Source organism: Chitinispirillales bacterium ANBcel5, from assembly GCA_029688955.1.
In the GTDB taxonomy this organism is placed as follows: domain Bacteria; phylum Fibrobacterota; class Chitinivibrionia; order Chitinivibrionales; family Chitinispirillaceae; genus Cellulosispirillum; species Cellulosispirillum alkaliphilum.
The window spans coordinates 1-24,860 of sequence record JARUKZ010000001.1 but is presented as its reverse complement, the minus strand read 5'-3'; the positions used below and the strand labels follow the sequence as shown (position 1 = coordinate 24,860).

Below are 24,860 nucleotides of genomic sequence, written 5' to 3'. Positions count from 1 at the left end.
ATAAAGAGATTCCCTCAAATGTAACATTCACCCATTTTCCTCATTTACCATATCTTCTCTGTCCGGACATAACTCAGCCCTGCCACAATCATTGCAATAGCTGCCCATCCATACCCGATCAAATTGATCCATTAACTGTTCAACAATTTTAATCTCATCGGTAACAAATCCATTTTCAAAGTTTCTTCTTTTATCACTCTTGGCCCCCATGCCCGCTCCGGTTAAATTTGCACTGCCATTATAGGCAAAATGCCCATCAATAATCACTGACTTAAAATGCACCCTTGGACAGAGAAGTCGCTCCAAATTAGCTGCAAGTGCAGGATACCGATCAAAATCCTCTCTGAAATTTGTCCCCGGCTCTTTTGCGTGAATTAGGCGAACAGAAACCCCCGATTCAAGAAGCTCTGAAAGAACCTTCAAAAAAGGAACCATCCTTTTATTCTTATGAATATGAAGATTTTTGATATCAGAAGTAGCAATCCAAACAAAATTCTTAGCCTGAGGAATTTGTTCTATTACTACTTCCTGATAAATCTCACGATTAAATATCAGCTCAAACATTCAAAAATCCACCTGAAAAAGATATCGCATTAAGAAGAAAATAAAAGTTATGCATGAACGAAAGTATAATATAATTGCTTTGAGAAAGAGCATGCGTGTGGAAAAAGAATTGCTACTTTTTTTATAACAGCGTGTGCAATCGATCTGAAATTAGAGTATATTTAGTATTGAAATTTTCGCTCTGTTTGTGCGTGTACCAAATTTCTTGACGAACACCGTTCTTCCGGGAATTCTACTTTAAACAGCGAGTGCATGCCGTCCTAATCTGGACGGACTTCTTTCTGTTTAAGTGAACAACCACAATTACTATGAAGGGCTCAAGAAATTGGCCACAAACAGAGCTTTTTTTTCTTTAACTCCTACTCCATACGCTTAAAATCATGAGTTCAGACCATCCGCCAATACGACCACCGAGTGAAGCCGATAGTATTTTATTGCGACTCAGTACCGGTTGTTCTCACAACAAATGTTCTTTTTGCCCAGCCTACAAATCTATCCCTTTTACTCTAAGAAGCGAACAAGCAATTGAAAACAGCCTTAAGCATAGCTGTCACCTAAAACACAAAACCAATCTCTTTCTATGTGATGGCGATGCCCTTGTTGCACCGCAAACGCTTCTTCTGACTACATTTGAAAAAATTAAACGCATCACTCCCTGGGTTAAGCGCGTTGGAACATATGCTAATGCAAAGGCCATTGCTACCAAAAGCGATAAAGAACTTAAAGCGCTGCGTGAGGCCGGGTTGAAAATTGTTCACCTGGGGTTAGAATCGGGAGATGATTGCACTTTAAACAGAGTTATGAAATGGGGCACATCATCTCAAATCATAGAACAGGCTAAACGGCTTAAAAATGCCGACATTAAACTCTTTGTGACTGTTCTTCTTGGTCTGGGGGGAACAGAAAGATCTCTGGAACATGCCAGACGCACCGGAGAAGCACTTACCTCTATGGACCCTAACTATATCGGTGCCCTCACTCTTATCCCCTGTGATAACACTCAGTTAATGAGTAAGATAGAACAGAAAACGTTTTCTCTTCCGGGGCCTGAGCAAATGCTTCTTGAGCTTAAGGTAATGCTCGAAAACACCCAGCTTTCCAGAGGCATTTTTTACGCTAACCATGCCTCAAATTACTTGCCTTTAAGAGTAAGAATGCCAAGGGAAAAAGAGAACGCGTTAAAACTTCTGGACCAGGCAATTCACAATAACATTCCTCTTAAGCCCGAATGGATGCGAGCTCTTTAGATACACTGTAATCAGTAACTACGAAAAAAAAGCTTTCCACTCCTTAACTGCAATGTTATATTAGATTATTCTCTCACCTGTTACATTTTCCAAAGTTTTTTGCATTCGGCGGCTACATTAACCCTGCCAAAAGGTAGATAATGAGAGTTTATATTTTCATTATCAGTCTCTTTATAGCACATTATCGTCTGTGTGCTGAATCTGGTATTGGGTTAAGATCTCCTGCAGGCGGATCGGATTTTACATTTAACTCTGTACCTCATACTGCACATTGCATCAATGAGAACAACCAACGTAATTCTAATAGTGAAACAGTAAAACTTGCTTCAAATAACCCCCTGAAACCAGTTGTAAGCAGCAGTTCAAAGTCTTCAAAAGTACAGGGCACTGTGCTTATATCTGAAATTTTTCCCAGAGGAAGAGTGGATCAACCGGAATGGATAGAGTTATTTAACTACTCCGAAGACTGGTATGACCTTCAAAACTGGTCCTATGGTACTACTGAGGATACGGTTTTGATCACCGACACCACTCTTTTGCTTGGTCCGGGTGATTTTGTAGTTGTAACCCGCCGCCAAGACCTCCTCTCAAGGCGTTACCCCCTGGTTAGAAATATCATTCAACCACCCCAATGGCAGGCATTTAACAATAGTAACGATACACTCTACCTGTTTAGCTCCAATGGCCAACTGATAGACATTGCCTGTTATAGCAGCAGTTGGTTTCGGGGCTGGAGTTCTCAGTCGATTCAGAGAACAAACATGAACCTTTCGGGGCTGGATCAACGCTCATGGATGCTTTCAGAAGACCCTACTCCCGGAGCACCAAACAGAACTGTTACCTTCAACACTCCTTCACTCTCGCTTGATATCGGACCGCTTCCATTTAAGCCTAACGGGGATGGAAAGGATGATTATCTACTCATACTTCCCCAATTTCCTTCTCAATATACTGCTCAAATTACCATTTATGGGTTCGATGGCAGAGAAATTGTATCAATTGAAGCACCAAACAATGCAGCGCTGCTATGGGATGGCTTGTGTGCAAATGGACGAACGATTTCTCCCGGACCTTTCTTTGTTGTCGCGGAGTTTACCAGTACTGGCGGATATAAACGGTATCTCAGGAAAAAGGGGGTTTTGTGGAGATAGGCTATAGTACTTGGCTACAAAGCATCTTTAAGGTATCCCTTTTTGTACTCTTCATTCTGAACCCAAAAATCATTTCCGCGGTAAGGGATCCTTTCCCATCCGGTTTTGCAATGAGCACACAGGGAGCGGTTCTTGGTAGTGATGGTCCACAGGGGCGTGAAGCATGGAGTCCCGCGGCATTTTACCGTGATAGTTTAAGGTTGGGTATTAGTAGCTATGCCACCCTCTTCTATGATGCCATGGATAATTTAAGAGACAAACATCTAACCCGATTAGCAGTAGGCGGTTTTCTTTCCTGGGACAGGCTCGTGGTAAAATGTGCTCATTCCTATTTTAACGCTCTTGAGATATTCTTTGAACATTCCTTTTTTCTCTCTGCGGCATACAACTTAAACCGATTACACGCTGGCGTGGATTTAAGATACTTTCGAAGCGGTATAACTATAAGTAATGAACGGGTTAACAGTTACCAGGGAGGATTATCAGTAGTGATTTTTACACGTCATGTTTCTTTATCACTTAGTTCCCCATCTCTTATTTACACTTCCGATGATACGCACCATAAAGCATCCCGAGTAATAAAAGCCGGTATACATTCATCACCAAATGTATTTGGATCCCAGGGAATTATTTTTGAAATAGAGCCCCAAATAGACAGGCCTGTAAGAATGACCATAGCACAGGAGTACAGCTTTTCTTCACAGGTTTCTATCAGTTTTGCGGTAAGCGGAAACCCCACCCAGATAAGCTTAGGCATAACCGTTACGCCAGGCATTCTAACATCAGCTGTTTCGCTGGTTAATCATACAGAACTTGGTTGGTCGAAGGGTGTTGCGGTTGATTATTATCGTTAACTGTTTTGATTGAAAAATAAGGTATAAGCCCGTTTACCTCTGAATGAAGCTTATACCTTAATTTTATAACCCTAATTAGAAGAGCAGTGCATACCCAACCATAATATTAAACAGCTGCATATTCTTTACAGGATAATCGTCACTTTCGTCTTCATCACTAGTATTGAGCAATCCGAGAGAAAATCTTGCATCTGTAATGAATCTTCCAGGGCCGGCATCGACTTGAAAACCAGCACCAACAGGAATAGAAAGATCAAATGAACTATGTCCCTCAGCATCTTCTGACTCTCCATCAAATACTACTTTTGAAGATAATAAAAATCCAAAAGAAGGACCTGCATAGAGAAATGGTGTCATAGCACCGGTAGTAGGAATGTTAAATTTAAACAAAACAGGAATTTCAAGATAATTCATTCTAATTGTGAACTCTCCATCCATACCCATACCCATATCGAAGTCAGAATCAAAGTCAGAATCAAAGTCAAAATCGAAATCAGAATCGAAACCATAAACATTACTGAAACCCAAATCAGGGACTTCAAATTTGTAACCCTTCATTGAAAACAGTACTTCAAACTGAATTGAAAAGGGATCAGAAATACCGAGTTCATAAAATGCACCACCAGCAAAGCCCAATGATGGAGACGTTTCAAGTAAATCAGTTCCATCGCCATATACATTATTCAAACCAATACCACCTTTTATACCCAACGCATTTTCAACAGCTACAGAATTGGATACCAAACAGAAAAAGGCTACCGCTGTGCAGATAAGAAGAACTCTCTTGTTCATCTTAAACTCCTTTTTATAGTGTGTGAAAGAAATATAAATTAGCAATATTGATAAAATAATACTGAACAGATACTTATTCAATGTAATTTTTTTATTTAATCAAGATCTCAGGTACCCAAGTTTTATCAAATCAAACTTGCAGCCTAATAAACCCACCTTACTTTATTAGTATATATATGCCGATGTCACTGAGAGACACTTTATCCTTTGTCCGGCAATTGCAGTCTTCTGTAAAAAAAACACCAAACATTTATTTCATCGATGAGAACCATAGTATATGCAACCTGTTTTATAAGATTTATATACCCCTAAAGATATATGCTTATTTATGAAGCTGAATCTAACATGCACAAAGCATATATTCTGTATCCAGCAAAAAACATCATTGGAAATACATGACATAAGTTTTCATTTTTTGACTGTTTAATAAAGATTGCTAAAAGCTTCAGGTTCTTTCACCATAATACTCTTACATTAACGTTGAAAGAGGTTGTTATAGAGTGAGGCATCCAAGTTTTTTGGCGAGACATATAGATTGTAGATTGTTTTACGGTTCAACAATTTATCTTATGACCACCTTAAACGATAAATGATCATATACATATTTAAACCATATTTGTAGAATAAGCAAAAACTTAAGTTATTACTACTGAAAGCCAGTAGTTACCGCGGAACAATCGGGTATTATCGCCTAAGAAAGTCGAATAAGCAATAGCTAAACCCAACTCCCTAATCACAGATTTAATCAAATTATATAAAGTATTCAAAGGTACATTAGGCAGAACTTTATATTTTAACACTAGTAGTTTTTCCATTACTGAGATATGCAGCCTGCCTTGTGCCCGTTCGGAACTTTCACTCCTATAAAACATGGTAAACCCCATGCATGGCACAAAAAAAAGGACAGGTACCTAAAGCACCCGTCCCCTATCAAATCAACAGTTAATTAAAAGTATCTATTTTCTGGCAATAGCCCACTTTTTATTCCACCACAGCAAAATCGGGCTGGCAACGTAGAGTGTAGAGTAGGTACCCGCAACAACACCGATCATAAGAGCAAGAGCGAAATCTTTTATAGCATCGCTTCCAACGATATAAAGAGATGTTACCACCACAAAGGTAGTCAAAGATGTAATGACTGTTCTTGAAATCGTCTGATTAATACTGGTATTTATCAGATCGATAAAGCTCTTTCCTCTCTGACTGGTTTTCATGTTTTCGCGAATACGGTCAAAAATCACAATCGTATCATTGAGCGAATATCCTACAATCGTAAGCAACGCGGCAAATACCGGCAAAGATATTTCAATCTGCAGCAGGGCAAAAATACCCAGTGTAATGAGCACATCATGAAACAGAGGCACAACAGCCGCTACACCAAAGGGCAGATTAAATCTTATCCCTACGTAAATAAGAATCGCAAGCAGAGCCAGAACAGTTGCAATAATAGTATCCCTTCTCAACTCACTACCGATTCTGGGCCCTACGTTTTCTCTGCTTCTGACCTCAAAAGGATTTTCTGAATATTCAGCCTGCAAAGCTGCCGTAATAGCGTCTGCCACTTCCGTGCCATCTTCGGCTTGTTCCTTTACCGTAATCTGAGCCTCATTATTTGCTACCGGACCGATGGTTCTAATCTCTGCCTGACCAAATCCCAGATCATCAACAATAGAGCGAACTCTTGCTATATCATCCACAACAGGCTCTTGAAATTTCATTTGCACCACTGTTCCACCAGCAAAATCGATAGACATATTCATACCGGGGGTGAAAAATGATACGATAGTCACCGCCAGCAAAATCACAGAGATGGTAACTGCCAGTTTTCTATGGCCCAAAAAGTTCCAGTTTGTTTTCTTGAAAAATTGCATATTATGCTTTCCTCACTAAAAAATTTAGATGCTGATTTTAGCTTTTCTCTGAAAGAAAATGTCCATTAATACCCTCGATACAAACAGAGCTGTAAACAGGGATGCTACAATACCGAACATAAGTGTTATTGAAAACCCTCTTATCGGCCCGGTACCCTTCCAGTACAGAATCGCTGCTGTGATAAGGGTAGTTAAATTAGCATCCATTATTGTAACAAAAGCACTGGAGTAGCCCGAGTCGATTGCACTTCTTATGGTTTTCCCCAGAGCCAGCTCTTCTCTTATACGCTCGAATATAATAACGTTGGCATCTACAGCCATACCTACCAGCAGAATCAAACCCGCGATTCCCGGAAGAGTTAAAACAGCGTTAAATGCAGCCATTATAGCAAGCACAACCGCGACATTGATAGTTAATGCTATGATAGCGATAAGTCCACTTAATTTATAATAGGCAAGGATGAAAAGAATAACTATTGCCGCTCCTATAAGACCAGCCTGAACACCCTTTTCTATGGAGTCCTGTCCAAGTGATGGCCCAACCGTGCGCTCTTCAATAATTTCAACTGGCGCTGGAAGTGCACCCGCCCGAAGAATAATTGAAAGGTTCTGAGCCTCTTCCAGTGTAAAACTACCGGTAATCTCAGCCCGGCCACCAGAGATTCTTTGCTGTATACGCGGAGCTGAATACACGGTATTATCAAGCACAATAGCCATAAAACTGTTTACATTATTGCCTGTTACAGAGGCAAATCTTCTGGCACCCTCTGCATTTAGCTCCAAATTAACCCTTGCTGCTCCCGCACGCATACCGCTGTGATCCATAGCCGCACGTGCATCATTGATTATATCCCCTGTCATCTCAGGAGAGCTTTTGACGTAATAAAGTGTCCTGTACTCTCTGTTTTCATGGCTGATTACATCATGACCCCAGAGAAAAGAGTTTCCACCCAATCCTGCGCGCTGAAGCGCTGAGCGAACTTCCGGCCTCTCAAGCATCTCATTTATCCGGTGTTGATGCTCCACTCTAACTGCAACCTGGTCCCCGAGGCCAATCAAAAGATCTCTGAAAGATTCTCGGGTTTCGGTTTCCTGCTCATCTTTAACCACATCGTCATCATCATCTTCGGCACCAAAAAGCCTGTCTGCCAAATCCTGCTCTTCACGCTGCACTGCAGTGTCGGCTTCTTCATCTTCAACGGCGCTGTCGACGCTACTACCAGTAACCACATTTTCGATAACGTTTATAGCACGCTCTAAGTGAGTCGGATCCCTGAGCAGATTAAACTGAAGCTGAGCGGTACGACCTATAACGTCCCTTGCAGCCTGTTCATCCTGAATACCCGGCAGCTCAATAATCAGCCGCTCATTACCCTGCTTTTGAATAGAGGGCTCTGCTACACCCAGAGCATTTATTCGGTTTTCAAGAATAGCATACGCTCTGTCCAGAACATCAGAATCATCGGCGTCCCCAAGTTCAGCACGATCAATTTCAAGAACCAGACGCATCCCCCCCTGAAGATCAAGACCGAGGTTTACAATCTGACCGAAATAATTGGGGTTTTCGTGCTTGTACAGTTCTCTTTGCTCAGGAGGCATAGAGTAGAACCTAAACGACGGTATAAGAAAAAATACAGCAGCAGCAAATACTGCTACCAGAATTCCGATACGAAGCAGATTGTTTTTCTTCTTCATGATAATCGTTAACACCCTTTCTGATATATCACTGTGGATACTTATCGAATTTGGCTAAATATATTTAACTGTTAATTCTTTTCAGGATTCTACACCTGCTCGGTCTTTGACGCCAAAAAATCACTGACCTTCTCTACTATATCCTTTGGGTTCTGCGGTTTTGTAAGGTAAAGATCGCATCCGACCCGTTGCCCTTCACGGAAATCATGCTCCTGATTAAGGGCAGTAAATAAAAATACTATGGTATCTTTTGAGTTTGGATCCCTCTTAATCGCCTCACAAGCATCAAAACCTGTTTGCCCGCAAAGAATAACATCCAAAATAACCAAATCAGGCTTTTCCTTGGTAATCATTGTAAGAGCCTGATTAGCAGTTACTGCTTCAAAAACATCATACCCTTCCAACTCCAGAAAAAGACGCAAAATTTTGCGGATTCCAGGCTCATCATCAACCAGTAATATTTTATATCGTTTTTGATCTGCCATGTAAGATTTCCGGACAGGCTCAACCTGCAGTATATAATCCCCGTTTAGAGCAATAAAGGAAGATACATATTTCTATCAGCTTTGTGCAATGCCTTTTGATTATTCAGAGCTTATTTCGTTCCTGAGAAAAGATTATTCTCAATTAGTTTAGCAATCTTTTGATTCTCCACAAAAAAGCCTTAGCCTAAATATAATAGAATACTATAGCTTTGCTCCACTCAGATACCCATAAAGGTAAGCATTGCAAAGGAATAAAATATAAATGGAGGTAAAATCTTTATAAAGATTTTTCAATGAGGATTAAAACAAATTGCAATGTTAAAGATATAAAGGAAATTGACCCCAAAATGGGCTGGAGTAACTATCAACCCCATTTGCCACAGCGACTGCCATACCTTGCGACCACTTTTTCCTCCCTGCATGCCTCAACTATTTCACACAGATTGGGACAATCTTCACATTCAAACCCCCTGGATTCAAACTTCTGATCGATACAGTTTGAGAAACCTATAAATGACTGCTGCTTTTTGCTGCGGGAAGCCAAAAGTGCTGCTCCCAATGCCCCCATCACCAGAAAGTGCTCCGGTACGATAAGTTCCACCCCCAGTGCCCTTTCAAAGGCTTTTTTAACACCTGTATTTGCGGCAACACCGCCCTGAAACAACACCTTGGGGTTTAAATTTTTGCCCTTCGCAACGGTGTTTAGATAATTTCTGGCTATTGCATTACACAGCCCACCAATGATATCGTTTCGCTCCACTCCCAGTTGCGTTTTGTGGATCATATCACTTTCGGCAAATACAGTACAGCGTGAAGCTATATGGATGGAATTTTTGGATTTCAGAGCCAAATCACCAAACTGCTCTATTGGAACCCCAAGCCGTATCGCCTGGTGATCGAGAAAGGAACCCGTACCGGCAGCACATACCGTGTTCATCGCAAAATCAACCGGTACGGAGTTTTGCAGCAAAATAAGTTTTGAGTCCTGACCACCTATTTCGATCACACTTTTCGCTTCTGGATGAAGATGCCCCACCGCAACCGCGTGCGCCAGAATCTCATTTTTCACCACATCTGCCCCTACCATGGCACCCGCCAACATCCTTGCAGAACCGGTCGTACCACAGGCATGAATCGTAGCCTCCCCGGGTATCTTGCTTTGAACATCGCTTAAAACCTCTTTTATGGCCGTTACCGGGTTACCCTGAGTTCTTTTATAACAGTATGCCACCACTGTGCTATCTGTATCTATGACAACAGCTTTTGCCGAAATTGAACCTACATCAACTCCCAGATAGTACCGCACGATTCTTCTTTCCTTCCCCAGTCCTATTTCTAAACTGACGTTGTTGTTGAAGCATATCAATGAATGCTTCCAGCCTGGTACACACTCCAGCCTGAGCACTGTGTTCATCAAGCGAGATATTTAAAAGCGGTATCTCTTTATCCTTAGAGATACTTTCAAACACAGGAAGAGCTGCAGTTTCCGGCATACACCCAAACGGCATCAGATGAATAATTCCATCAAAGCCCATTTTCCGGGCATTTATTGCATGGCCTATACTCACCTGATCCTCTCCCCCGGTCCCTTCTGCCCACAAGGGCTTTGCAAGCTTTATCGCTTTTTTCTTTTTAAGCTGTTTAGAGGTGTCTATTCGCAGTGCGTGGCCCAGAAGCCATTTATGTGAAGTCAAAAAGGGTTCAACATGCACACCCGAGTGTCCCAGGTATTCAATTATGTTGAAATTCACCAAAGGCTCAACCACACAGTACGACTCTCCCACAATTAAAACCCTCAGTGGATTGGTCTGGTTATCAGTCTTAATAGAAGAAAACTCACGATTTACCCTTTTAAGCATACCAAACAGTGATGAAAGGGTATTTGCAGCACAAACCTCTTTCATCAATAGCTGTTCGGCCCGATCACTATCGCCATCATGCCTCTCCACAGGCCGCATCTTCCTTGCCCACCACTGGATTCGTTCTGTAATCCTGGACTTATACACTGCAGTTACGAAAGATTTAAAAGCCCTGGGCACCAATTTTGAATAATTTCCGTCGTTTAACCTCAATATTTCGGTTTTTATGCTGCCCAAATCAGCTCTGTTAATAAACAGTGGCCTGAAATCATAGCCCAATTTTTCTAGAATAGAGCACTGAACCCTGCCATAGTAGCCAAAGCGGCAGGACCAGTCTCCCGAACCAATAAAAAGAAGCGTATCGGCTCCATTTTCAAGGCATTCTATCATATTTCCCAGTGTTACCTTAAATGGCAAACACACCATCTCGGGTGAGTGCCTGGCTCCCAGTTCCAGTGTTTTACGATTTGGTACCGGCCCCAGCCTGACATCAACACCTATCCCCTCAAGTAAGGCCCTGAGCGGGATATGGATACTCCCCATATGCTGAAATCCAGCTTTCATCTTCTCTCTTTTCTTAAAGTTAACATGTCTATATACGATTCCAGTCTTGTTACTATACCGGCTTCACCAGTATGCTCATCAATCACTAGTTTTAAAAGAGGCATCGATTCATCTTTTCTCAGTTCAAGCTCAAGGATTTCAGAAGTGATTGATCCTGCACCACATCCAAAGCTTAGCATGTACACTATGCCATCGATGTGTGAACTTGCTATCAGCTTTTCGGCAGAACAAAGTATATCCTCTTCAAAAAACCAGGACAGGGGCTCTCTGTTTGAGCGGCTCATGCCTGAACTGCCAAAGGAGGTATAATCAACGACCCTGCAGCTCATCGCTGATAGCCGTTTAATGATATCTAAGCTCAGGAACTTATCATGCACCAGATAGGAGTGGCCAATTACCGCTATGGTAAGATGATTGTCGGACCCAAAGGTGAAACCTTTAGACTCTGCCTGTTTAGAGGAGATAGTATCTTTAGCAGCATTAAAGGCCCTAAGTGCCTGTTTTCTGGTGAATCCAAGACCTCTAACCGACTGCGCAAAAGCGTTTTGCTCTTTAGCTTTTCTCAGATCTAAATAGGGAGTAACTACTTTAGCCTGAGGAAATAGTGCTTTAACCATATCCGGCAATCCTATATATTTAGGACACCCCAGACCCACCACAGGCTCTTTTTTCATACACACCATTCTGGGTATAAAGAGTGCGTCGACCTTAGTAATTAGCTTCTGTACATGCCCAACGAAACACTTTAGTGGAAGACATGCCTCACTTGGAGTCAGTGCGGTTCCGCTTTGAAGAACCTCTCGGTTACTCGGTTGGCTCTCAATAACTGTACAACCCAGCTGCGTAAGGAACTCTTTCCAGAGCTGGCCATAGTAGTAAAATCCCAATGCTTGTGGTATTCCGATTTTCATAACACCAAGCATTGTACAAAGATTATGCCAAGTACAAAATGAACTTAAAAAAGGTTTGAACAGAGGCAAAACTTATCTTCTTTCCTGAAATTAGGAATTATTTTCAAAACTCAAGAATGGCCGATAAGCCCTGACAACAATTTCTTTAGGCTTATATCGTACCCTAACATTGACAATGAACTAAAAAAAAGTTAACTTACAATGACACACAGGAGGTCATTTTGGCCACAAAGCAAATAGTTTCCATTGTAGGACGGCCAAATGTAGGCAAATCCAGCCTTTTTAATCGAATTATCGGCAGAAGGATTGCAGTAGTCGATGATTTTCCGGGAGTTACCAGAGACCGTAACTATTATAATGCCTCCTGGAATGATAAGGAATTTACTCTCGTTGATACCGGAGGACTCATACCTAATCTTCACGAGTCACTTCCTGAAGCCATACATGATCAGGTCGATATAGCCCTAAAGGAATCAAGTGTAGTGATTTTTCTGGTTGAAGCCGGCACAGGGATAACTGATCTGGACCTTCTTGTCGCCAAGCAGTTAAGAAGAACCAGCGCAGAGAAAACCATACTGGCCGTTAATAAAGCTGAGTCTTTAAATATTACCTACGAACTGGACTCTTTTCGCTCTCTTGGACTGGGAACCCCCATGGCTATATCCGCTTTGCACGGAAATGGAGTTGCAGATATGCTGGATAAAGCGGCAGATATGCTAAAAGTGAGCAGTGAAGAAGCAGATGATTTTCACGATACAGAGCTTAAATTAACCATCGTGGGACGCCCCAACGCAGGGAAATCTTCAACCGTTAACAAACTGCTTAAAGAAAACCGTATGATTGTGGACTCTATCCCCGGTACTACAAGAGATGCCGTTGACTCGCAAATGCAGTACAAAGATAAAACTGTCGTCCTTATAGATACCGCCGGTTTGAGGAAAAAATCCCATGTAAAAAAAGACATCGAATACTACTCCAACCTCAGAGCCCTCGACAGCATTAAACGCTGTGATATATGTGTACTGATCGTTGATGTCACAACCGGGATCGGGGTTCAGGATATGCGTATTCTCAGAAAAGTGCAGGAAAAGCGAAAAGGGCTTTTACTGGTCTGGAACAAATGGGATGTCTACGAAAAAGACCACAAAACCTTTGACCACCTTGCTGCTGAAGTACGTAACCAGTTTAAAGAACTTCGTTTCGTACCCATGATTTCAGTCAGTGCTCTGAGTGGAAAACGGATAACTCAGATATTAGACAGAGCACTTAGTGTAAAGGAAAGAATGGTTAAGAAGGTTGGGAAAGGTGAATTTGAAAACACCGTGTTTGAATGGATGAGAGCTCATCCACACCCGTTAGACCCCGCAAAACCCGTTCGCATCCTTGGCGCAAAGCAGGTTAATGCCCCAAGCCCGGTTTTTCGGTTCTATGCTACCAACCCCGATCATGTCTCACCATCCTATGAGCGTTTTTTAATAAAAAGAATTCAGGAAAAGTATGATTTTGCAGGTTGTCCCGTAGCCCTTGAGTTCAGGCCTATTCGTTCAAAACAACATCACGAAAAAATTGAAGCAGCTAAAGAGAAATAAACAGGAGGAATAAGAATTGAACATCGGTATACTTGGTGCAGGAAGCTGGGGTATTGCTCTGGCGGTAATGTTGCAGAAGCGTTCACACAAAATCTGTATGTGGGAGTATAATGAAAAGGATGCACGTTTCCTGCAGCAAAACAGAGAACTTCCCTCGAAGTTACCGGGAGTCAAAATCCCCCAGGAGATCGAAATTGTAAATACTATTGATACTACCATAGAGATGGCAGATGTTGTACTGTGTGTTGTACCTTCTCAGACCATGCGCGCCACCTTAAAAAGTGCTGTTTCAAAGGTCAGTGAAGAGTCTCTGAAAAAGATCAGGGGCTGGGTTATAGCCTCCAAGGGAATAGAACGTAACACACTGGCTCTTATGACCGATGTGCTCTTAGAGGAGATCCCCGGGGTGACAGGTGAAAAAATAGTGGTACTCTCCGGTCCCAGCCATGCTGAAGAGGTATCAAGGAATATCCCCACCACCGTGGTTGCAGCTTCAGAAAATATCCCTCTTGCTGAAGAGATACAGGAGCAGTTCTCAACCGAAACCTTTCGCATCTACACCAACTCCGATATGAAGGGGGTGGAGCTTGCTGCAAGTGTCAAAAATGTTATCGCCCTTGCCGCGGGGATAAGCGACGGTATGGGTTTTGGCGATAATACCAAAGGGGCGATAATGACCAGAGGGATAGTGGAAATGATGCGCCTTGGCAGAAAAATGGGTGCGCAGGACTCTACTTTCAGCGGACTGGCCGGTATAGGAGACCTGATCACTACCTGTATAAGCAAGCACAGCAGAAACAGACAGATGGGAGAACTCATCGCTAAGGGATACACCCTTGATGAAGCTAAAGAGCATATGACCATGATCGCCGAAGGTGTTGAAACGACCCGATCTGTTTATCAGCTCGCTTCAAAACTTAAAATCGAAATGCCTATTACCACACAAATCTATAAGGTCCTTTTCGAAGATAAACCGGTTAAAGAAGCCGTTAAAGATTTGATGCATAGAGAAGCCAAACCGGAATGGTGGTAAAACAGGTGTAAGTAAACCCCAACACACACAAAAAAAGAGAGCGTTATGGATAGTGATTTAACTTGTGAACAGATGAGCCTTCTGCCACAGAAGAAAATCTACTACTCAATAAGCGATGTAAGTCGCCTAACCGGACTTGAACCTCATGTTTTGCGCTACTGGGAACATGAGTTTGGTCAACTCAACCCCAAAAAAAACAGAGCAGGAAACAGAGCGTATAAAGAAAAGGATATCGAAACAGTCAAATACATTAAACGCTTACTGTATGAAGATAAATTCACTATCGAGGGTGCAAAAAAGCAGCTCTCTTTAACTCACCCACACTCCCGGGATAAAGCAGAAGCAAACCTGGAGGGGGCAACCGGTCATGATGCCAAAGCCCCGTTAGAGGAGATAAAGAGTGAATTAAGTCACCTGCTAAGGTTACTGAAAACCTAATCTATGAGCATATGAATCAGCGCAAAGCCAAGTTTTCTGGTATCGAGGTTTAAACCAAAATCTGCCGGTGATGCTGCATCGGGGAACTCTAATCTAAACTCAAGCAATTCGGTTCCATATATAAGGTGAGAAGGTATCTCAGCTCTGTACCACCGGGGCTGAGAAACATCCCACTGCCCGATCTCTTCGCCGTTTAAAGTGAGTATTACCCGCTGAGAGTTTAACTGCCCGGAAGCCAAAAACCCAAAACCGTACATCGCAATGCTTTCAGGAGCCCTTGACCGCTCTTCCATCCTTATTGTTATCTCCGCACTACTTCCATTACTCCAGGTACCATGAGACTCCGGATTACTCCACCCACGCACCAATGAACTACGCATATAGGAGGGATCGGTAAAACTCATTACCTGACCAGTTTTATACGGCAACAAGGTATCCGCAGGGCGGGTGTACTCTAACCTGGGTTCAAACACTGCCCCTGTAGCTTCCCAGTTTTGAGGCAGCCAGCTGTGCCCCCGCACCGTATACTCTTTCATCGAAGGGAGATAATCCCTTTTCCAGGAGCTAAACTCATAATACAGGTAACGCCTTTCACGATCCTGACCCTCTTTTAAATGAAGGATATTCTCTCCACCCAACCCCCCGGATTCTATCCCCGACTCCTCGGCGATGGTTTTTGCAATGTCCCCCAAAGAAACCGGAGCATCTGATATTTTTAGATCCCCACGTGAAGAAAAGGGCTTTATAAGCACCAACGGCAGTGCCGACTGATGGTGAGCGGGATCTATAAATTTACCCAAAGTATCGGGTGTGCCGATTTCAGCTGGTAAATAGTCAAATACTACACCTGCATTATACTCCCCCCCACCATGATCGGATACAATCAGTATCATACTTTCGTCATAGATTTCAAGCTCTTTTAGTGTATCCAGAAGCCTTTTAACAATCTCCATTGCTGCTACAGAGTGGCGCAGAAAACCTTCCCGGCCAGAAGGTAACCGTTCCATTCTCAGATCCTCGGTAAGGAAAAACGGCTCATGAGGAACATTGAGATGATACATTTTAAATACAGGGGTATTAAACGGTACACGTGATGTTTGCGTTAACATTTCTGTAAATTCGATAGCCATATGGGGATGTGGTTCGTGGCTAAACTCCTCATCTATTTGTTTGTCGGAAACAAAGAACCCAAACTGCTTAAACATCCCCGAAAGGCGCCACTGGTAATCATTTAACCAGTACGATTTCATAAAGTGAGGCGTTGCCCTGAAAAAGGTCAGATCCAGTATTTTACCTATTTGAACCATCTGTTCGTGCAAACCGATTTTGGGTCTCATATTGGAAGCCATTGCCCGGGAGAAGTAGATTGTTCGGGGTACCCAGGGGAATAAATCAACCTGCCAGCCCTCATTTAACATTTCTGAATTTATAGAATAGCGGGAAAAGGTTCTGTTTAAGAAACGTTGAATGGGCATATGATTCTCATACCACTGTCCTGTTAAAAAAAGAGGCATGGTGGGGTAGGTTTTAGAGTACGCCGATGCGGCGTTGCGATAAAAAGTGAACCCATCGAGCATTGCAGAATAGTGTTCTTCTGTAGCTATAATTTCCTGCATTATATCAGCCTGAAACGCGTCGAGAATGAGAAGTATCACATTTTTATCTTCTGAAAACGCAAACTGTTGGCTGTTATCGATACTGAAAGAGTGAGCACTTACCGGCTCTACCGGCCCCGATGAAATCATTGCGAATGACACAAGTTGCGTAGCCAGAAGCACCCCTGCCAGTGCAGTAGCCGCTCTTTTTACCCAGCGCCTCTTAACTATCGCAAAGGTAATAATTCCTGCCCACAGGATAAGGTCAAGCATTCCCTGAAGTCTCATTTCGCTCCATGCAATTTGCCGTCCGTCCAAAACACCATAATCCCATTGAAGCACATTGCCCTGTAACCAGAAAAGGACGGTAGAGGCAGACAGAAGTGACAGTGCATAATTATAGAGGCGTTCAGGGATCAGAAAAAGAAAAAACTGAAGCACCACCCAAAGCGCAATTGCCGGAAATAATAACATTGAGTACACTGCTGCCGAAGGGATGGTAAACTCCTGAGCATTATTGAAATAGATACTGTAAGGAGTGAACGCAAACAGTGTCGCAACAAAACACAGTGAAACCGCTATTACTTCTATATATCGTCTTTTTAATTTTGCTTTTACCATACTTTTTCCAATTAAACGTGCGATTTTGATAAGATTCATTTCATTAATCACTTAGTGTTCTTAATTCTATATTCATAGAAAAGAGCAAAATACAGACCATTGAACGGCAATCTCATCGTCCATGCCTTAAAAGGCATGGCTATAAATGGACTGCCCCTACAGGGCAGGGAATCCGGGGCAGTGGCGTTAGGTTAAGGCAGTAAGGGAAGCTCTTGCAGTGTCTTTTATTATCAAGAGATGATTGCACTATAAAAACCGTTTCCGTTCACATTTTTTATTCTATCCCCTGCTAATCATCCATCCATGCCTAAAAGATATGGTTATAAATGGACTGCCCCTACAGGGCAGGGAATCCGGGGCAGTGGCGTTAGGTTAAGGCAGTAAGGGGAAGCTCTTGCAGTAACTTTTTTTATCAAGAGAAGATTGCACTCTGAAAAACCGTTTCCGTTCACAATTATTATTCTATCCCCTTTAATCAAACCGTACATTCAAAAACAGACCTACCGCTCCTATACCCTGTAAGGGTAATCCATTTAAAGCCAGGCGTTTCAACGCCTGGTTTGGGGCCCGCGCGGAATTCTCCTCGTCCTAGGACGACTGTCCTAAATATTTGTCACCTCCCAAACCGCGGTAATTATTTTACCTTTTTACGCTTCCAGTTTACCATGATGCAATTCCGCTCATATCAAAACCGGAGGTAATTCTATTATGCCCCAATCATTATCAAATCTGCTTTATCATATGGTGTGGTCTACAAAATATCGTTGTCCCGTAATCACCGACTTCCGGGAAGATTTATACCATTACATCTATAGTACTATCACCAGAGAAGGCGGGAAGGTTTTCGCAATCAATGGTACAAATGATCATATCCATGTCGCAGCTAAACTTCTTCCAAAGCACAAAGTCAGCGCTCTTCTTCACGTGATTAAAGGTAATTCTTCACGATGGATCAATGAACAAAACAAAAGCGAAAACACCTTTATGTGGCAAGCAGGATACGGGGCATTCTCAATCAGTAAGTCAAAGCTGAAATGCATAATACAGTACATCAAAAACCAGGAAAAGCATCATAGGCTTAAATCATTTAAGGATGAATATATCGAGCTGTTGCAGTTGCATGATATTGAGTATGATGAACGACATCTGTGGAATTAGATTCTTGGGAAATATTGTTTAGAAAGGCAAAGAAAACCGGACCTTTCAGGCCGGAAGAGGGGTCAGCCGACCCCGACGGTCCATGCCTTAAAAGGCATGGCTATAAATGGACTGCCCCTACAGGGCAGGGAGCACGGGGCAGTGGCGTTTAGTTAAGACAGTAAGGGAAGCTCTTGCAGTAACATTTATCATCAAGAGAAGATTGCACTCTAAAAAACCGTTTTCCGTTCACAATTTTTATTCCCCTTTGATCAAACCATACATTCTAAAACAAAAATACCGCTCCTATACCCTGTAAGGGTAATCCATTTAAAGCCAGGTGTTTCAACGCCTGGTTTGGGGCCCGCGCAGAATTCTCCTCGTCCTGTAGGGACGACTATCATGGCAATATTATCCATGCCTTGCAAGGAGTTGCTATAAATGGACTGCGCCTGCAAGGGAAAGGAGCCCGGGGCAGTAGCGTCATCTTAAGGCAGTAAGGAAAACTCTTACAGATAGCTGCTGTAAGCAGAAGAGTGTGTATTATTCAAACCAATCTTTTGCTTTCCTGCGATCGTCTTACTCACAAAACCTTACATTTCAATGCTTATATCCCGCTCCTGGTATTTCTGTAAAGGAACTACAACACCTTTGCTTCAGCCTTTATTTTGACATCTTTTTAGCCTCATTACAAACACCCTCTCTTGCCATACTGGTTTTGAGTACTAGAAGAGCAGTTTTCAGTGCCGGAAGAGCAGTTTTCAGTGCCGGAAGTACGATTTTCAGTGCCAGAAGTACGATTTTGTGTGCCAGAAGTGCGATTTTGTGTGCCAGAAGTGCGATTTTGTGTGCCGGAAGTGCGATTTTGTGTGCCGGAAGTGCGATTTTGTGTGCCGGAAGTGCGATTTTAAGTGCCGGAAGTGCGTTTTTAAGTGCCGGAAGTGCGTTTTTAAGTGCCGGAAGTGCGTTTTTAAGTGCCGGAAGTGCGATTTTGTGTGCCGGAAGTGCGTTTTTAAGTGCCAGAAGTGCGATTTTGTGTGCCGGAAGTGCGATTTTGTGTGCCGGAAGTGCGTTTTTGTGTGCCGGAAGTGCGTTTTTGTGTGCCGGAAGTGCGTTTTTGTGTGCCGGAAGTGCGTTTTTGTGTGCCGGAAGTGCGTTTTTGTGTGCCGGAAGTGCGTTTTTAAGTGCCGGAAGTGCGTTTTGGAGGGGAGTGTATTTTTATTTGTGGGGAGTGTATATTTTTTTGTGTAAATGGTTGGTCAACGACAACTATAACTTCCCATAATTGTTGGTGTATTAGGTTGTTTTTTCCTCTTCGCTAAACACCAGATTGTTGTTAATCTCATTCGCTCAGGAAGAAAAATGTGCTGATAGATGCCGCCGAGCGAATATCAGGCAACGGGTACAACGATACATCGATTCTGTGGGAGTAGATACTCTTCATATTGTAATAGGTACACATCCACACGCTGACCATATCGGCGGGCTCAGGTAACTTATGAGGACTACATGGCTGCAATCGTTTTTTGATGGGGGTGGTGGGGGATACGGTTCAGCAAGTGTCGGTTCACATTAGTAAGTTTTGGTGAATTTCATTTTTGATTAGGTTATGAAGAGGCAAAGAAAGCCGGCCCTTCAGGCCGGGGGAGGGATCGACCGATCCCGGGTCCAGGCGTTTCAACGCCTGGTGGGGGGCAAGCGAATTTCTCCTCATCCTAAAGGGACGACTTTCCTGCTGAGTTCAAAAAAAGCCAATAAGATATAAGATACATAGCACGTATATGCGAAGAGACACCACCTGCAATTAGACCTTTAGACTGAGAGATCATAATGACACCGGATCTAAAAGATGCACACTATGTAAAAGACTACATGATCAACCTGACTTTTGAAAATGGGAAAAGCGGCATCGTTGATTTCGCCAAATTCATTGATAGAGGCGAGATATTTTCTCGGTTAAAGGATGTTGATTATTTCAAAAATTTCAGTGTCGATCCTGAACTATTCATACTAAAGTGGCCTGATGGATTAGACATAGCTCCAGAGGTGCTTTACTCTGAAGCCACCGGTGAACCGTTGCCATCATGGATGGTTGTTAGGAATGATTGTAACAATGTTCGCAGGTAGGAGATGCAGAAGCAGTTCCCGCCATAAAAACCTTCAGCTCTCCTCCGGCCCCTCATTAACCCTGAAAGTAGTTTTTCCCGGCTGAAGTGTTGCGGTCATTTTCGCCTCCAGCGTATCTGCAGACAGATCTGCTCCACACGGCCACTCAATAAAGTACCCACGGTTTGAAACCTGTATGAATTCTGACACCTCTTTCAGAGGCAAAAAGGCATCTGCCGTGAGATAGGGCTTAAGATCGAAATAGCCGCTACGGCCATCGGTTGTTCTGATCTGCAACTCTACGTGGAGTGGTTGTTTTGAACAGAAAATGGAACAGAGAAAGTATGCAGGAAGTGGTAATGAACGCAGCTTATGTCTAACAAGCCGAAATGTCTGCTCGACTACTTTGTTTTTTCTCGAAAAGGTTATTACGATGCCATTTCAATGCAGATTGATCGGGTAAGTTTTTTTCAGGAAGACTAATCGGTTTGCCCTCGTATTTCTTGAAGCAGTCGTTTAGAACCTCAACGGAGAGGTGTTCAACAATTTGTTTCGATAGGACAAGCAAGTACTTGTCATCAAATGTTATCAGCCCTCTGTCAAAAGCCGCGTCGTGAATAGCCGAGAGGCACAGTCCGTTTGCCGGGTCTACTCTTCCATCGTGATGCATCGCCCATGGTCGGATGTGGCTGGCGATCAATAAACTCTCCATTGGTAGCCCTGTTATGCAGCACTTATTCCCGTAGAGTGACAAGATGGCGCGGCGAAAAAAGTTCTGCGCTTTACGGACTTTCACATATTGATTCGATTCCGTAAGACCTTTAAATGTTTTTTCAACAACTTCAGCATTCGGTTGAACCGTTGCTCCTTCCTCGGCATGATCGACGAATTGTTCCCAAAGTGCTTCAGCTTTAATAGACTCTTCCTCTAAATTGCTATGGAATTTATCCCAGAATGATTTGCAGGCTTTACCTCCGCCCTCAAGGCCTTTGACATTGCGGAGTTTTTCTTTAGGATCATAAGCTGAAAAATTATTGAGTCTCATTGAGACACTACCTGGAGTTCTTCCTATAACATTGGCTAACTCAATTATTTCAGGGTTGCTTTGGTGCTGCCGTCCAAACGGGGTACGGTAGTAGAGGTGCATGGCGAGGTAGAATTCGTATTCCTGCCAGTGAGAGATGGCCATGGGGCTCCTTTCAACACGATAAGTTTATCCAGCGCAAAAAAATTAAACAATATGCATAACTATGTTTATTTGCTTATAAAAATTGCTTTTTCAGCTTTGTGATTAACTACTTTTGAATCAGCCTTGCAGCCTTGGTTTGTGATTAGCAACTCTCAAGTCTTTGGGTTTGCTAATACAGTCAACCCTTATTCTCGATTGGAAATTCGACAGTTGTAATAGATACTCCTGAGCGAATGGTAACCGAAGTTGCCCAAAACAGTAAATCCACAAGATTAACTGGTACAACCTACTCACCTTCGATAGCAGAGTCTGTTCCTGCGGTTTTGCAATTCATTATAACCTCATTTGCGGCATAGAAATAACTGTAATGAGGCTTGCTCGTTCGATCTTTTAATTTAAATATAGTTACTATGATTACGGACAACCATACATTTCATGTAATTATCATATCCCCCACCACCCAGGAGTAATCCTAATAGCTAGACCCTCTATCAGGAGCACTACTATCATGAACATTAAATTCGAATACCTCTACCGCGATGGCGCAAACTACAAAAACTGGGGTGAAGTGATTTTTTCAAACACCGCCAACATCTTGGGGATTTGTTTGAGAGGGACGGTGGGTAGGGGGAGATGTGATTAGGGAAACAAATCAATTCATTTAACATTATTCATACAGTTTTCTATTTCAGCCACCATGGCAACAGCACTTCGACACCTCTATTCAAAGATGGTTTAAAGATAGCAATCCCAGGTTAGATCAATTCATAAAGATTTTAATTCCACTATCTTTACTGTTTCTTTGCACTGCAACCCATTTTTGCGATATCATATTCTTCACACAGCTTTTGCTTAACTCGCTCTACTCCAGGTTATTATAGTGGCAGCGCCGTTTGCCGGCACAAACGTCGGGTAAATTCGATTAAATTTCCTGAAAAGGGGATATGGGTTATTCAAGGGAGTCGGAAAATTTGATGTTCCGTAAACCCGACTTTGCGCCGGCAGACTGGCTTACCCCGGGCTGGTATATTGCGTTCCTTTTCGCGTTTTGGGATTGGAGCCAAAAATATTATGAAATCCCACTGGCTAACTTTAAAAAAAGGTTTTTCTCATTGAATACATATCCGCCAATGACGTATTATTTATGGTATGATATTCATAGAGACATCGGTTTTCACTAAAGCGATTACATCTTTAGTCTCAGATGATACCTATAAAAGGCTTCAGGATGAACTGGCTCTGCGACCTGAGGCTGGGGCGGTGATCAAAGGAAGTGGTGGGTTAAGAAAAATCAGGTGGTATTTAAACCGGACAGGAAAGCGGGGTGGAGTGAGGGTTATCTATTATTTTGATGAACCAGACAGGATTTATATGCTCTTTGCGTACAGGAAAAATCAACAGGAAGATTTAACCCCATCGCAGCTTAGGATAGTGAAACAAATTGTGACGGAGTGGTTATTATGAAAGAACAGGATTTCAACAAGTTACTGCAGAGTGTAAAAGAGGCTGGTGAGATAAAAGCCGGAAATCGCAAAGCCAGCAGGGTCTGCAAGTATGAAAAACCTAATATCAAAGCCATAAGAAAAAGGTTAAATGTTTCACAGAGTGAATTCGCTTTGATGATAGGGGTGAGCAAGAGTACTCTTCAAAATTGGGAGCAGGGGAGAAGAGAACCTGATGGTCCTGCTAAAGCTTTACTTAAGGTTGCAGATAAAAACCCAAAGGCTGTTTTTGAAGCGTTGCATGATGAAGATTGAGCGGTGAGCTTTTAAGTTTGGGAGAGAGCTAACAGCAGATACCCCGTGCAACCAAATTCCTTGAAGCCCGGTTTATGGATGCCAGCACAGTTTAGTTACAATTTACAACCTCTACCTGAATGAGTTGTTTTTGAAACCATTTCAGTATAAAAAATCAGGCAACAATCAATGCTTGCGAGGGTTAAGAAAATGATAAAACCAATCAGAACAAAAAAAAGATCTCCATGAAGCACTCAAAAGAATTGATCAGATCATTGATGCCAAACGTGGGACACCTGAATACGATAAATTAGAGGTACTTTCTATTCTTGTAGAAGATTATGAGGAAAAACATACCCAGGTTTCCCCTCCAGAATCCCATATAAGCTATCAAATTTCGCATGGACCAGCTAAATTTCAAGCAGTCTGATATTGCAAAAATATTGGGGGGTAAAAACAGGGCATCTGAAGTACTGTCCCGAAAAAGGCCTTTAAGCTTGCGAATGAGTAAAGATAAGGACTAGAGTACCTCGGGCGCCTGCCGCGGACGGCACCGGTTCTACCCATTCGGGCACAATGTCCTCCAGGCTCGTCGTACCTCCTCGGTGCCTCGGTTGTAGCGCTACGAGGACTCCGCTTTTGGAGGGCACTGGCACTTAAGAAAGTGCCACCAAGCCATTATGATGAGTAAAGATAAGAACTAGAGTATCTCGGGCGCCTGCCGCGGACGGCACCGGTTGTCCTCCAGGCTCGTCGTACCTCCTCGGTGCCTCGGTTATAGCGCTACGAGGACTCCGCTTTTGGAGGGCACTGGCACTTAAGAAAGTGCCACCTTCCGTCCCCCCTGGCGCGTTTTACCCGTGCATTATTGGTGAACACGGCATTTGGTTTTTACCGGAGTTACTCTTCAGGATGGGAACGATCGCCTTTCCTTTTTTCCTCTCTGCGTTCTACCCGCCCTCTGCGTTTATATCATTCTCTAAAACCGTTTACTATCCGTTCCACTCTATCTATCAGTTTAGTTGAATAGCTTCATTTTAAATTGAAATGAGACTGATCACCTCTGCATTAGCTTCATTTTAAATTGAAATGAGACTGATCACCTACTGAGTAGCTCCATTTTAAATTGAAATGAGACTAATCACCTACTGAGTAGCTTCATTTTAAATTGAAATGAGACTAATCACCTACTGAGTAGCTTCATTTTAAATTGAAATGAGACTAATCACCTACTGAGTAGCTCCATTTTAAATTGAAATGAGACTGATCACCTACTGAGTAGCTCCATTTTAAATTGAAATGAGACTGATCACCTACTGAGTAGCTCCATTTCAAATTGAAATGAGACTGATCACCTACTGAGTAGCTCCATTTTAAATTGAAATGAGACTAATCACCTCTGCAGTAGCTTCATTTTAATTTA

General features: G+C 42.7%; 23 protein-coding genes. 12 read left to right on the top strand and 11 right to left on the bottom strand.

The window, feature by feature from the left end; genetic code table 11:
• Nucleotides 1-27 precede the first annotated feature (27 nt).
• On the bottom strand, nucleotides 28-564 hold the full coding sequence (locus QA601_00115; GenBank protein MDG5813471.1) for a phospholipase D family protein: 537 nt from the start codon (nucleotides 562-564) through the stop codon (nucleotides 28-30).
• 380 nt (nucleotides 565-944) lie between these two features.
• Here QA601_00115 and QA601_00110 point away from each other — a divergent pair, with 380 nt between their 5' ends.
• From QA601_00110 to QA601_00100, 3 genes are all read left to right on the top strand, one after another.
• Nucleotides 945-1,811 carry a radical SAM protein gene (locus QA601_00110; GenBank protein MDG5813470.1) on the top strand — a complete coding sequence of 289 codons (867 nt, stop codon included), beginning with the start codon at nucleotides 945-947 and terminating at the stop codon, nucleotides 1,809-1,811.
• A 140-nt stretch (nucleotides 1,812-1,951) separates the two neighbouring features.
• A complete protein-coding gene (locus QA601_00105) occupies nucleotides 1,952-2,962 on the top strand; it encodes a lamin tail domain-containing protein (GenBank protein MDG5813469.1) in 1,011 nt (336 codons plus the stop codon).
• Nucleotides 2,963-3,072: 110 nt separating this feature from the next.
• Nucleotides 3,073-3,816, top strand: coding sequence for a hypothetical protein (locus tag QA601_00100; GenBank protein MDG5813468.1), 744 nt, complete (start codon nucleotides 3,073-3,075; stop codon nucleotides 3,814-3,816).
• Between the two features lie 75 nt (nucleotides 3,817-3,891).
• Here QA601_00100 and QA601_00095 read toward each other — a convergent pair whose 3' ends face one another.
• From QA601_00095 to QA601_00065, 7 genes are all read right to left on the bottom strand, one after another.
• The gene (locus tag QA601_00095) at nucleotides 3,892-4,608 is read right to left on the bottom strand and encodes a porin family protein (protein ID MDG5813467.1); all 717 of its coding nucleotides are present in this window, start codon (nucleotides 4,606-4,608) and stop codon (nucleotides 3,892-3,894) included.
• 956 nt (nucleotides 4,609-5,564) lie between these two features.
• Complete coding sequence (gene secF, locus QA601_00090; protein MDG5813466.1) at nucleotides 5,565-6,479, bottom strand: protein translocase subunit SecF; 915 nt, start codon at nucleotides 6,477-6,479, stop codon at nucleotides 5,565-5,567.
• A 24-nt stretch (nucleotides 6,480-6,503) separates the two neighbouring features.
• Nucleotides 6,504-8,174 carry a protein translocase subunit SecD gene (secD, locus tag QA601_00085; GenBank protein ID MDG5813465.1) on the bottom strand — a complete coding sequence of 557 codons (1,671 nt, stop codon included), beginning with the start codon at nucleotides 8,172-8,174 and terminating at the stop codon, nucleotides 6,504-6,506.
• A gap of 89 nt (nucleotides 8,175-8,263) precedes the next feature.
• Nucleotides 8,264-8,659, bottom strand: a complete 396-nt coding sequence (locus tag QA601_00080) for a response regulator (protein ID MDG5813464.1) — start codon at nucleotides 8,657-8,659, stop codon at nucleotides 8,264-8,266.
• 364 nt (nucleotides 8,660-9,023) lie between these two features.
• The gene (locus QA601_00075) at nucleotides 9,024-9,965 is read right to left on the bottom strand and encodes an acyl-CoA dehydratase activase (GenBank protein ID MDG5813463.1); all 942 of its coding nucleotides are present in this window, start codon (nucleotides 9,963-9,965) and stop codon (nucleotides 9,024-9,026) included.
• On the bottom strand, nucleotides 9,943-11,082 hold the full coding sequence (locus QA601_00070; protein ID MDG5813462.1) for a hypothetical protein: 1,140 nt from the start codon (nucleotides 11,080-11,082) through the stop codon (nucleotides 9,943-9,945). The genes QA601_00075 and QA601_00070 overlap by 23 nt, the downstream gene beginning before the upstream one ends.
• Nucleotides 11,079-11,993 (bottom strand): acyl-CoA dehydratase activase-related protein, encoded by a 915-nt coding sequence (locus QA601_00065; protein MDG5813461.1) that lies wholly within the window; start codon nucleotides 11,991-11,993, stop codon nucleotides 11,079-11,081. Before QA601_00065 ends, QA601_00070 begins: the two co-directional genes overlap by 4 nt.
• 221 nt (nucleotides 11,994-12,214) lie before the next feature.
• On the opposite strand from QA601_00065, the gene der reads away from it, so the two are divergent.
• Genes der through QA601_00050 form a run of 3 tightly spaced genes read left to right on the top strand, consistent with a single transcriptional unit; the run spans nucleotide 12,215 to nucleotide 15,053 of the window.
• Nucleotides 12,215-13,582, top strand: coding sequence for a ribosome biogenesis GTPase Der (gene der / locus QA601_00060; GenBank protein ID MDG5813460.1), 1,368 nt, complete (start codon nucleotides 12,215-12,217; stop codon nucleotides 13,580-13,582).
• 16 nt (nucleotides 13,583-13,598) lie between these two features.
• Nucleotides 13,599-14,615, top strand: coding sequence for an NAD(P)-dependent glycerol-3-phosphate dehydrogenase (locus QA601_00055; GenBank protein MDG5813459.1), 1,017 nt, complete (start codon nucleotides 13,599-13,601; stop codon nucleotides 14,613-14,615).
• 45 nt (nucleotides 14,616-14,660) lie between these two features.
• On the top strand, nucleotides 14,661-15,053 hold the full coding sequence (locus tag QA601_00050) for a MerR family transcriptional regulator (protein ID MDG5813458.1): 393 nt from the start codon (nucleotides 14,661-14,663) through the stop codon (nucleotides 15,051-15,053).
• Here the strand turns inward: QA601_00050 and QA601_00045 are convergent.
• Nucleotides 15,050-17,308: a sulfatase-like hydrolase/transferase gene (locus QA601_00045; GenBank protein MDG5813457.1), complete on the bottom strand. Its 2,259-nt coding sequence runs from the start codon at nucleotides 17,306-17,308 to the stop codon at nucleotides 15,050-15,052. The genes QA601_00050 and QA601_00045 overlap by 4 nt on opposite strands.
• 669 nt (nucleotides 17,309-17,977) lie before the next feature.
• Between QA601_00045 and tnpA the strand changes: the two genes are divergently transcribed.
• The 4 genes from tnpA to QA601_00025 all read left to right on the top strand — a co-directional run bounded on the left by tnpA (nucleotide 17,978) and on the right by QA601_00025 (nucleotide 20,533).
• Complete coding sequence (gene tnpA, locus QA601_00040; protein ID MDG5813456.1) at nucleotides 17,978-18,427, top strand: IS200/IS605 family transposase; 450 nt, start codon at nucleotides 17,978-17,980, stop codon at nucleotides 18,425-18,427.
• Nucleotides 18,418-18,579: a hypothetical protein gene (locus tag QA601_00035; GenBank protein MDG5813455.1), complete on the top strand. Its 162-nt coding sequence runs from the start codon at nucleotides 18,418-18,420 to the stop codon at nucleotides 18,577-18,579. Before tnpA ends, QA601_00035 begins: the two co-directional genes overlap by 10 nt.
• Nucleotides 18,580-19,124: 545 nt before the next feature.
• Entirely contained in the window at nucleotides 19,125-19,691 is a 567-nt protein-coding gene (locus tag QA601_00030; protein ID MDG5813454.1) for a hypothetical protein, read from the top strand.
• 545 nt (nucleotides 19,692-20,236) lie between these two features.
• Nucleotides 20,237-20,533, top strand: a complete 297-nt coding sequence (locus QA601_00025; protein ID MDG5813453.1) for a DUF2442 domain-containing protein — start codon at nucleotides 20,237-20,239, stop codon at nucleotides 20,531-20,533.
• A gap of 33 nt (nucleotides 20,534-20,566) precedes the next feature.
• Here the strand turns inward: QA601_00025 and QA601_00020 are convergent, their stop codons facing one another.
• Both QA601_00020 and QA601_00015 read right to left on the bottom strand, forming a co-directional pair.
• Nucleotides 20,567-20,809 (bottom strand): DUF2442 domain-containing protein, encoded by a 243-nt coding sequence (locus QA601_00020; GenBank protein MDG5813452.1) that lies wholly within the window; start codon nucleotides 20,807-20,809, stop codon nucleotides 20,567-20,569.
• A 79-nt stretch (nucleotides 20,810-20,888) separates the two neighbouring features.
• Nucleotides 20,889-21,701 carry an HNH endonuclease gene (locus QA601_00015; protein ID MDG5813451.1) on the bottom strand — a complete coding sequence of 271 codons (813 nt, stop codon included), beginning with the start codon at nucleotides 21,699-21,701 and terminating at the stop codon, nucleotides 20,889-20,891.
• A 1,149-nt stretch (nucleotides 21,702-22,850) separates the two neighbouring features.
• Between QA601_00015 and QA601_00010 the strand changes: the two genes are divergently transcribed.
• Together QA601_00010 and nadS are read left to right on the top strand one after the other, a co-directional pair.
• Nucleotides 22,851-23,165 carry a type II toxin-antitoxin system RelE/ParE family toxin gene (locus QA601_00010; protein MDG5813450.1) on the top strand — a complete coding sequence of 105 codons (315 nt, stop codon included), beginning with the start codon at nucleotides 22,851-22,853 and terminating at the stop codon, nucleotides 23,163-23,165.
• Nucleotides 23,162-23,458: a NadS family protein gene (gene nadS / locus QA601_00005; GenBank protein ID MDG5813449.1), complete on the top strand. Its 297-nt coding sequence runs from the start codon at nucleotides 23,162-23,164 to the stop codon at nucleotides 23,456-23,458. The genes QA601_00010 and nadS overlap by 4 nt, the downstream gene beginning before the upstream one ends.
• Nucleotides 23,459-24,860 lie beyond the last annotated feature (1,402 nt).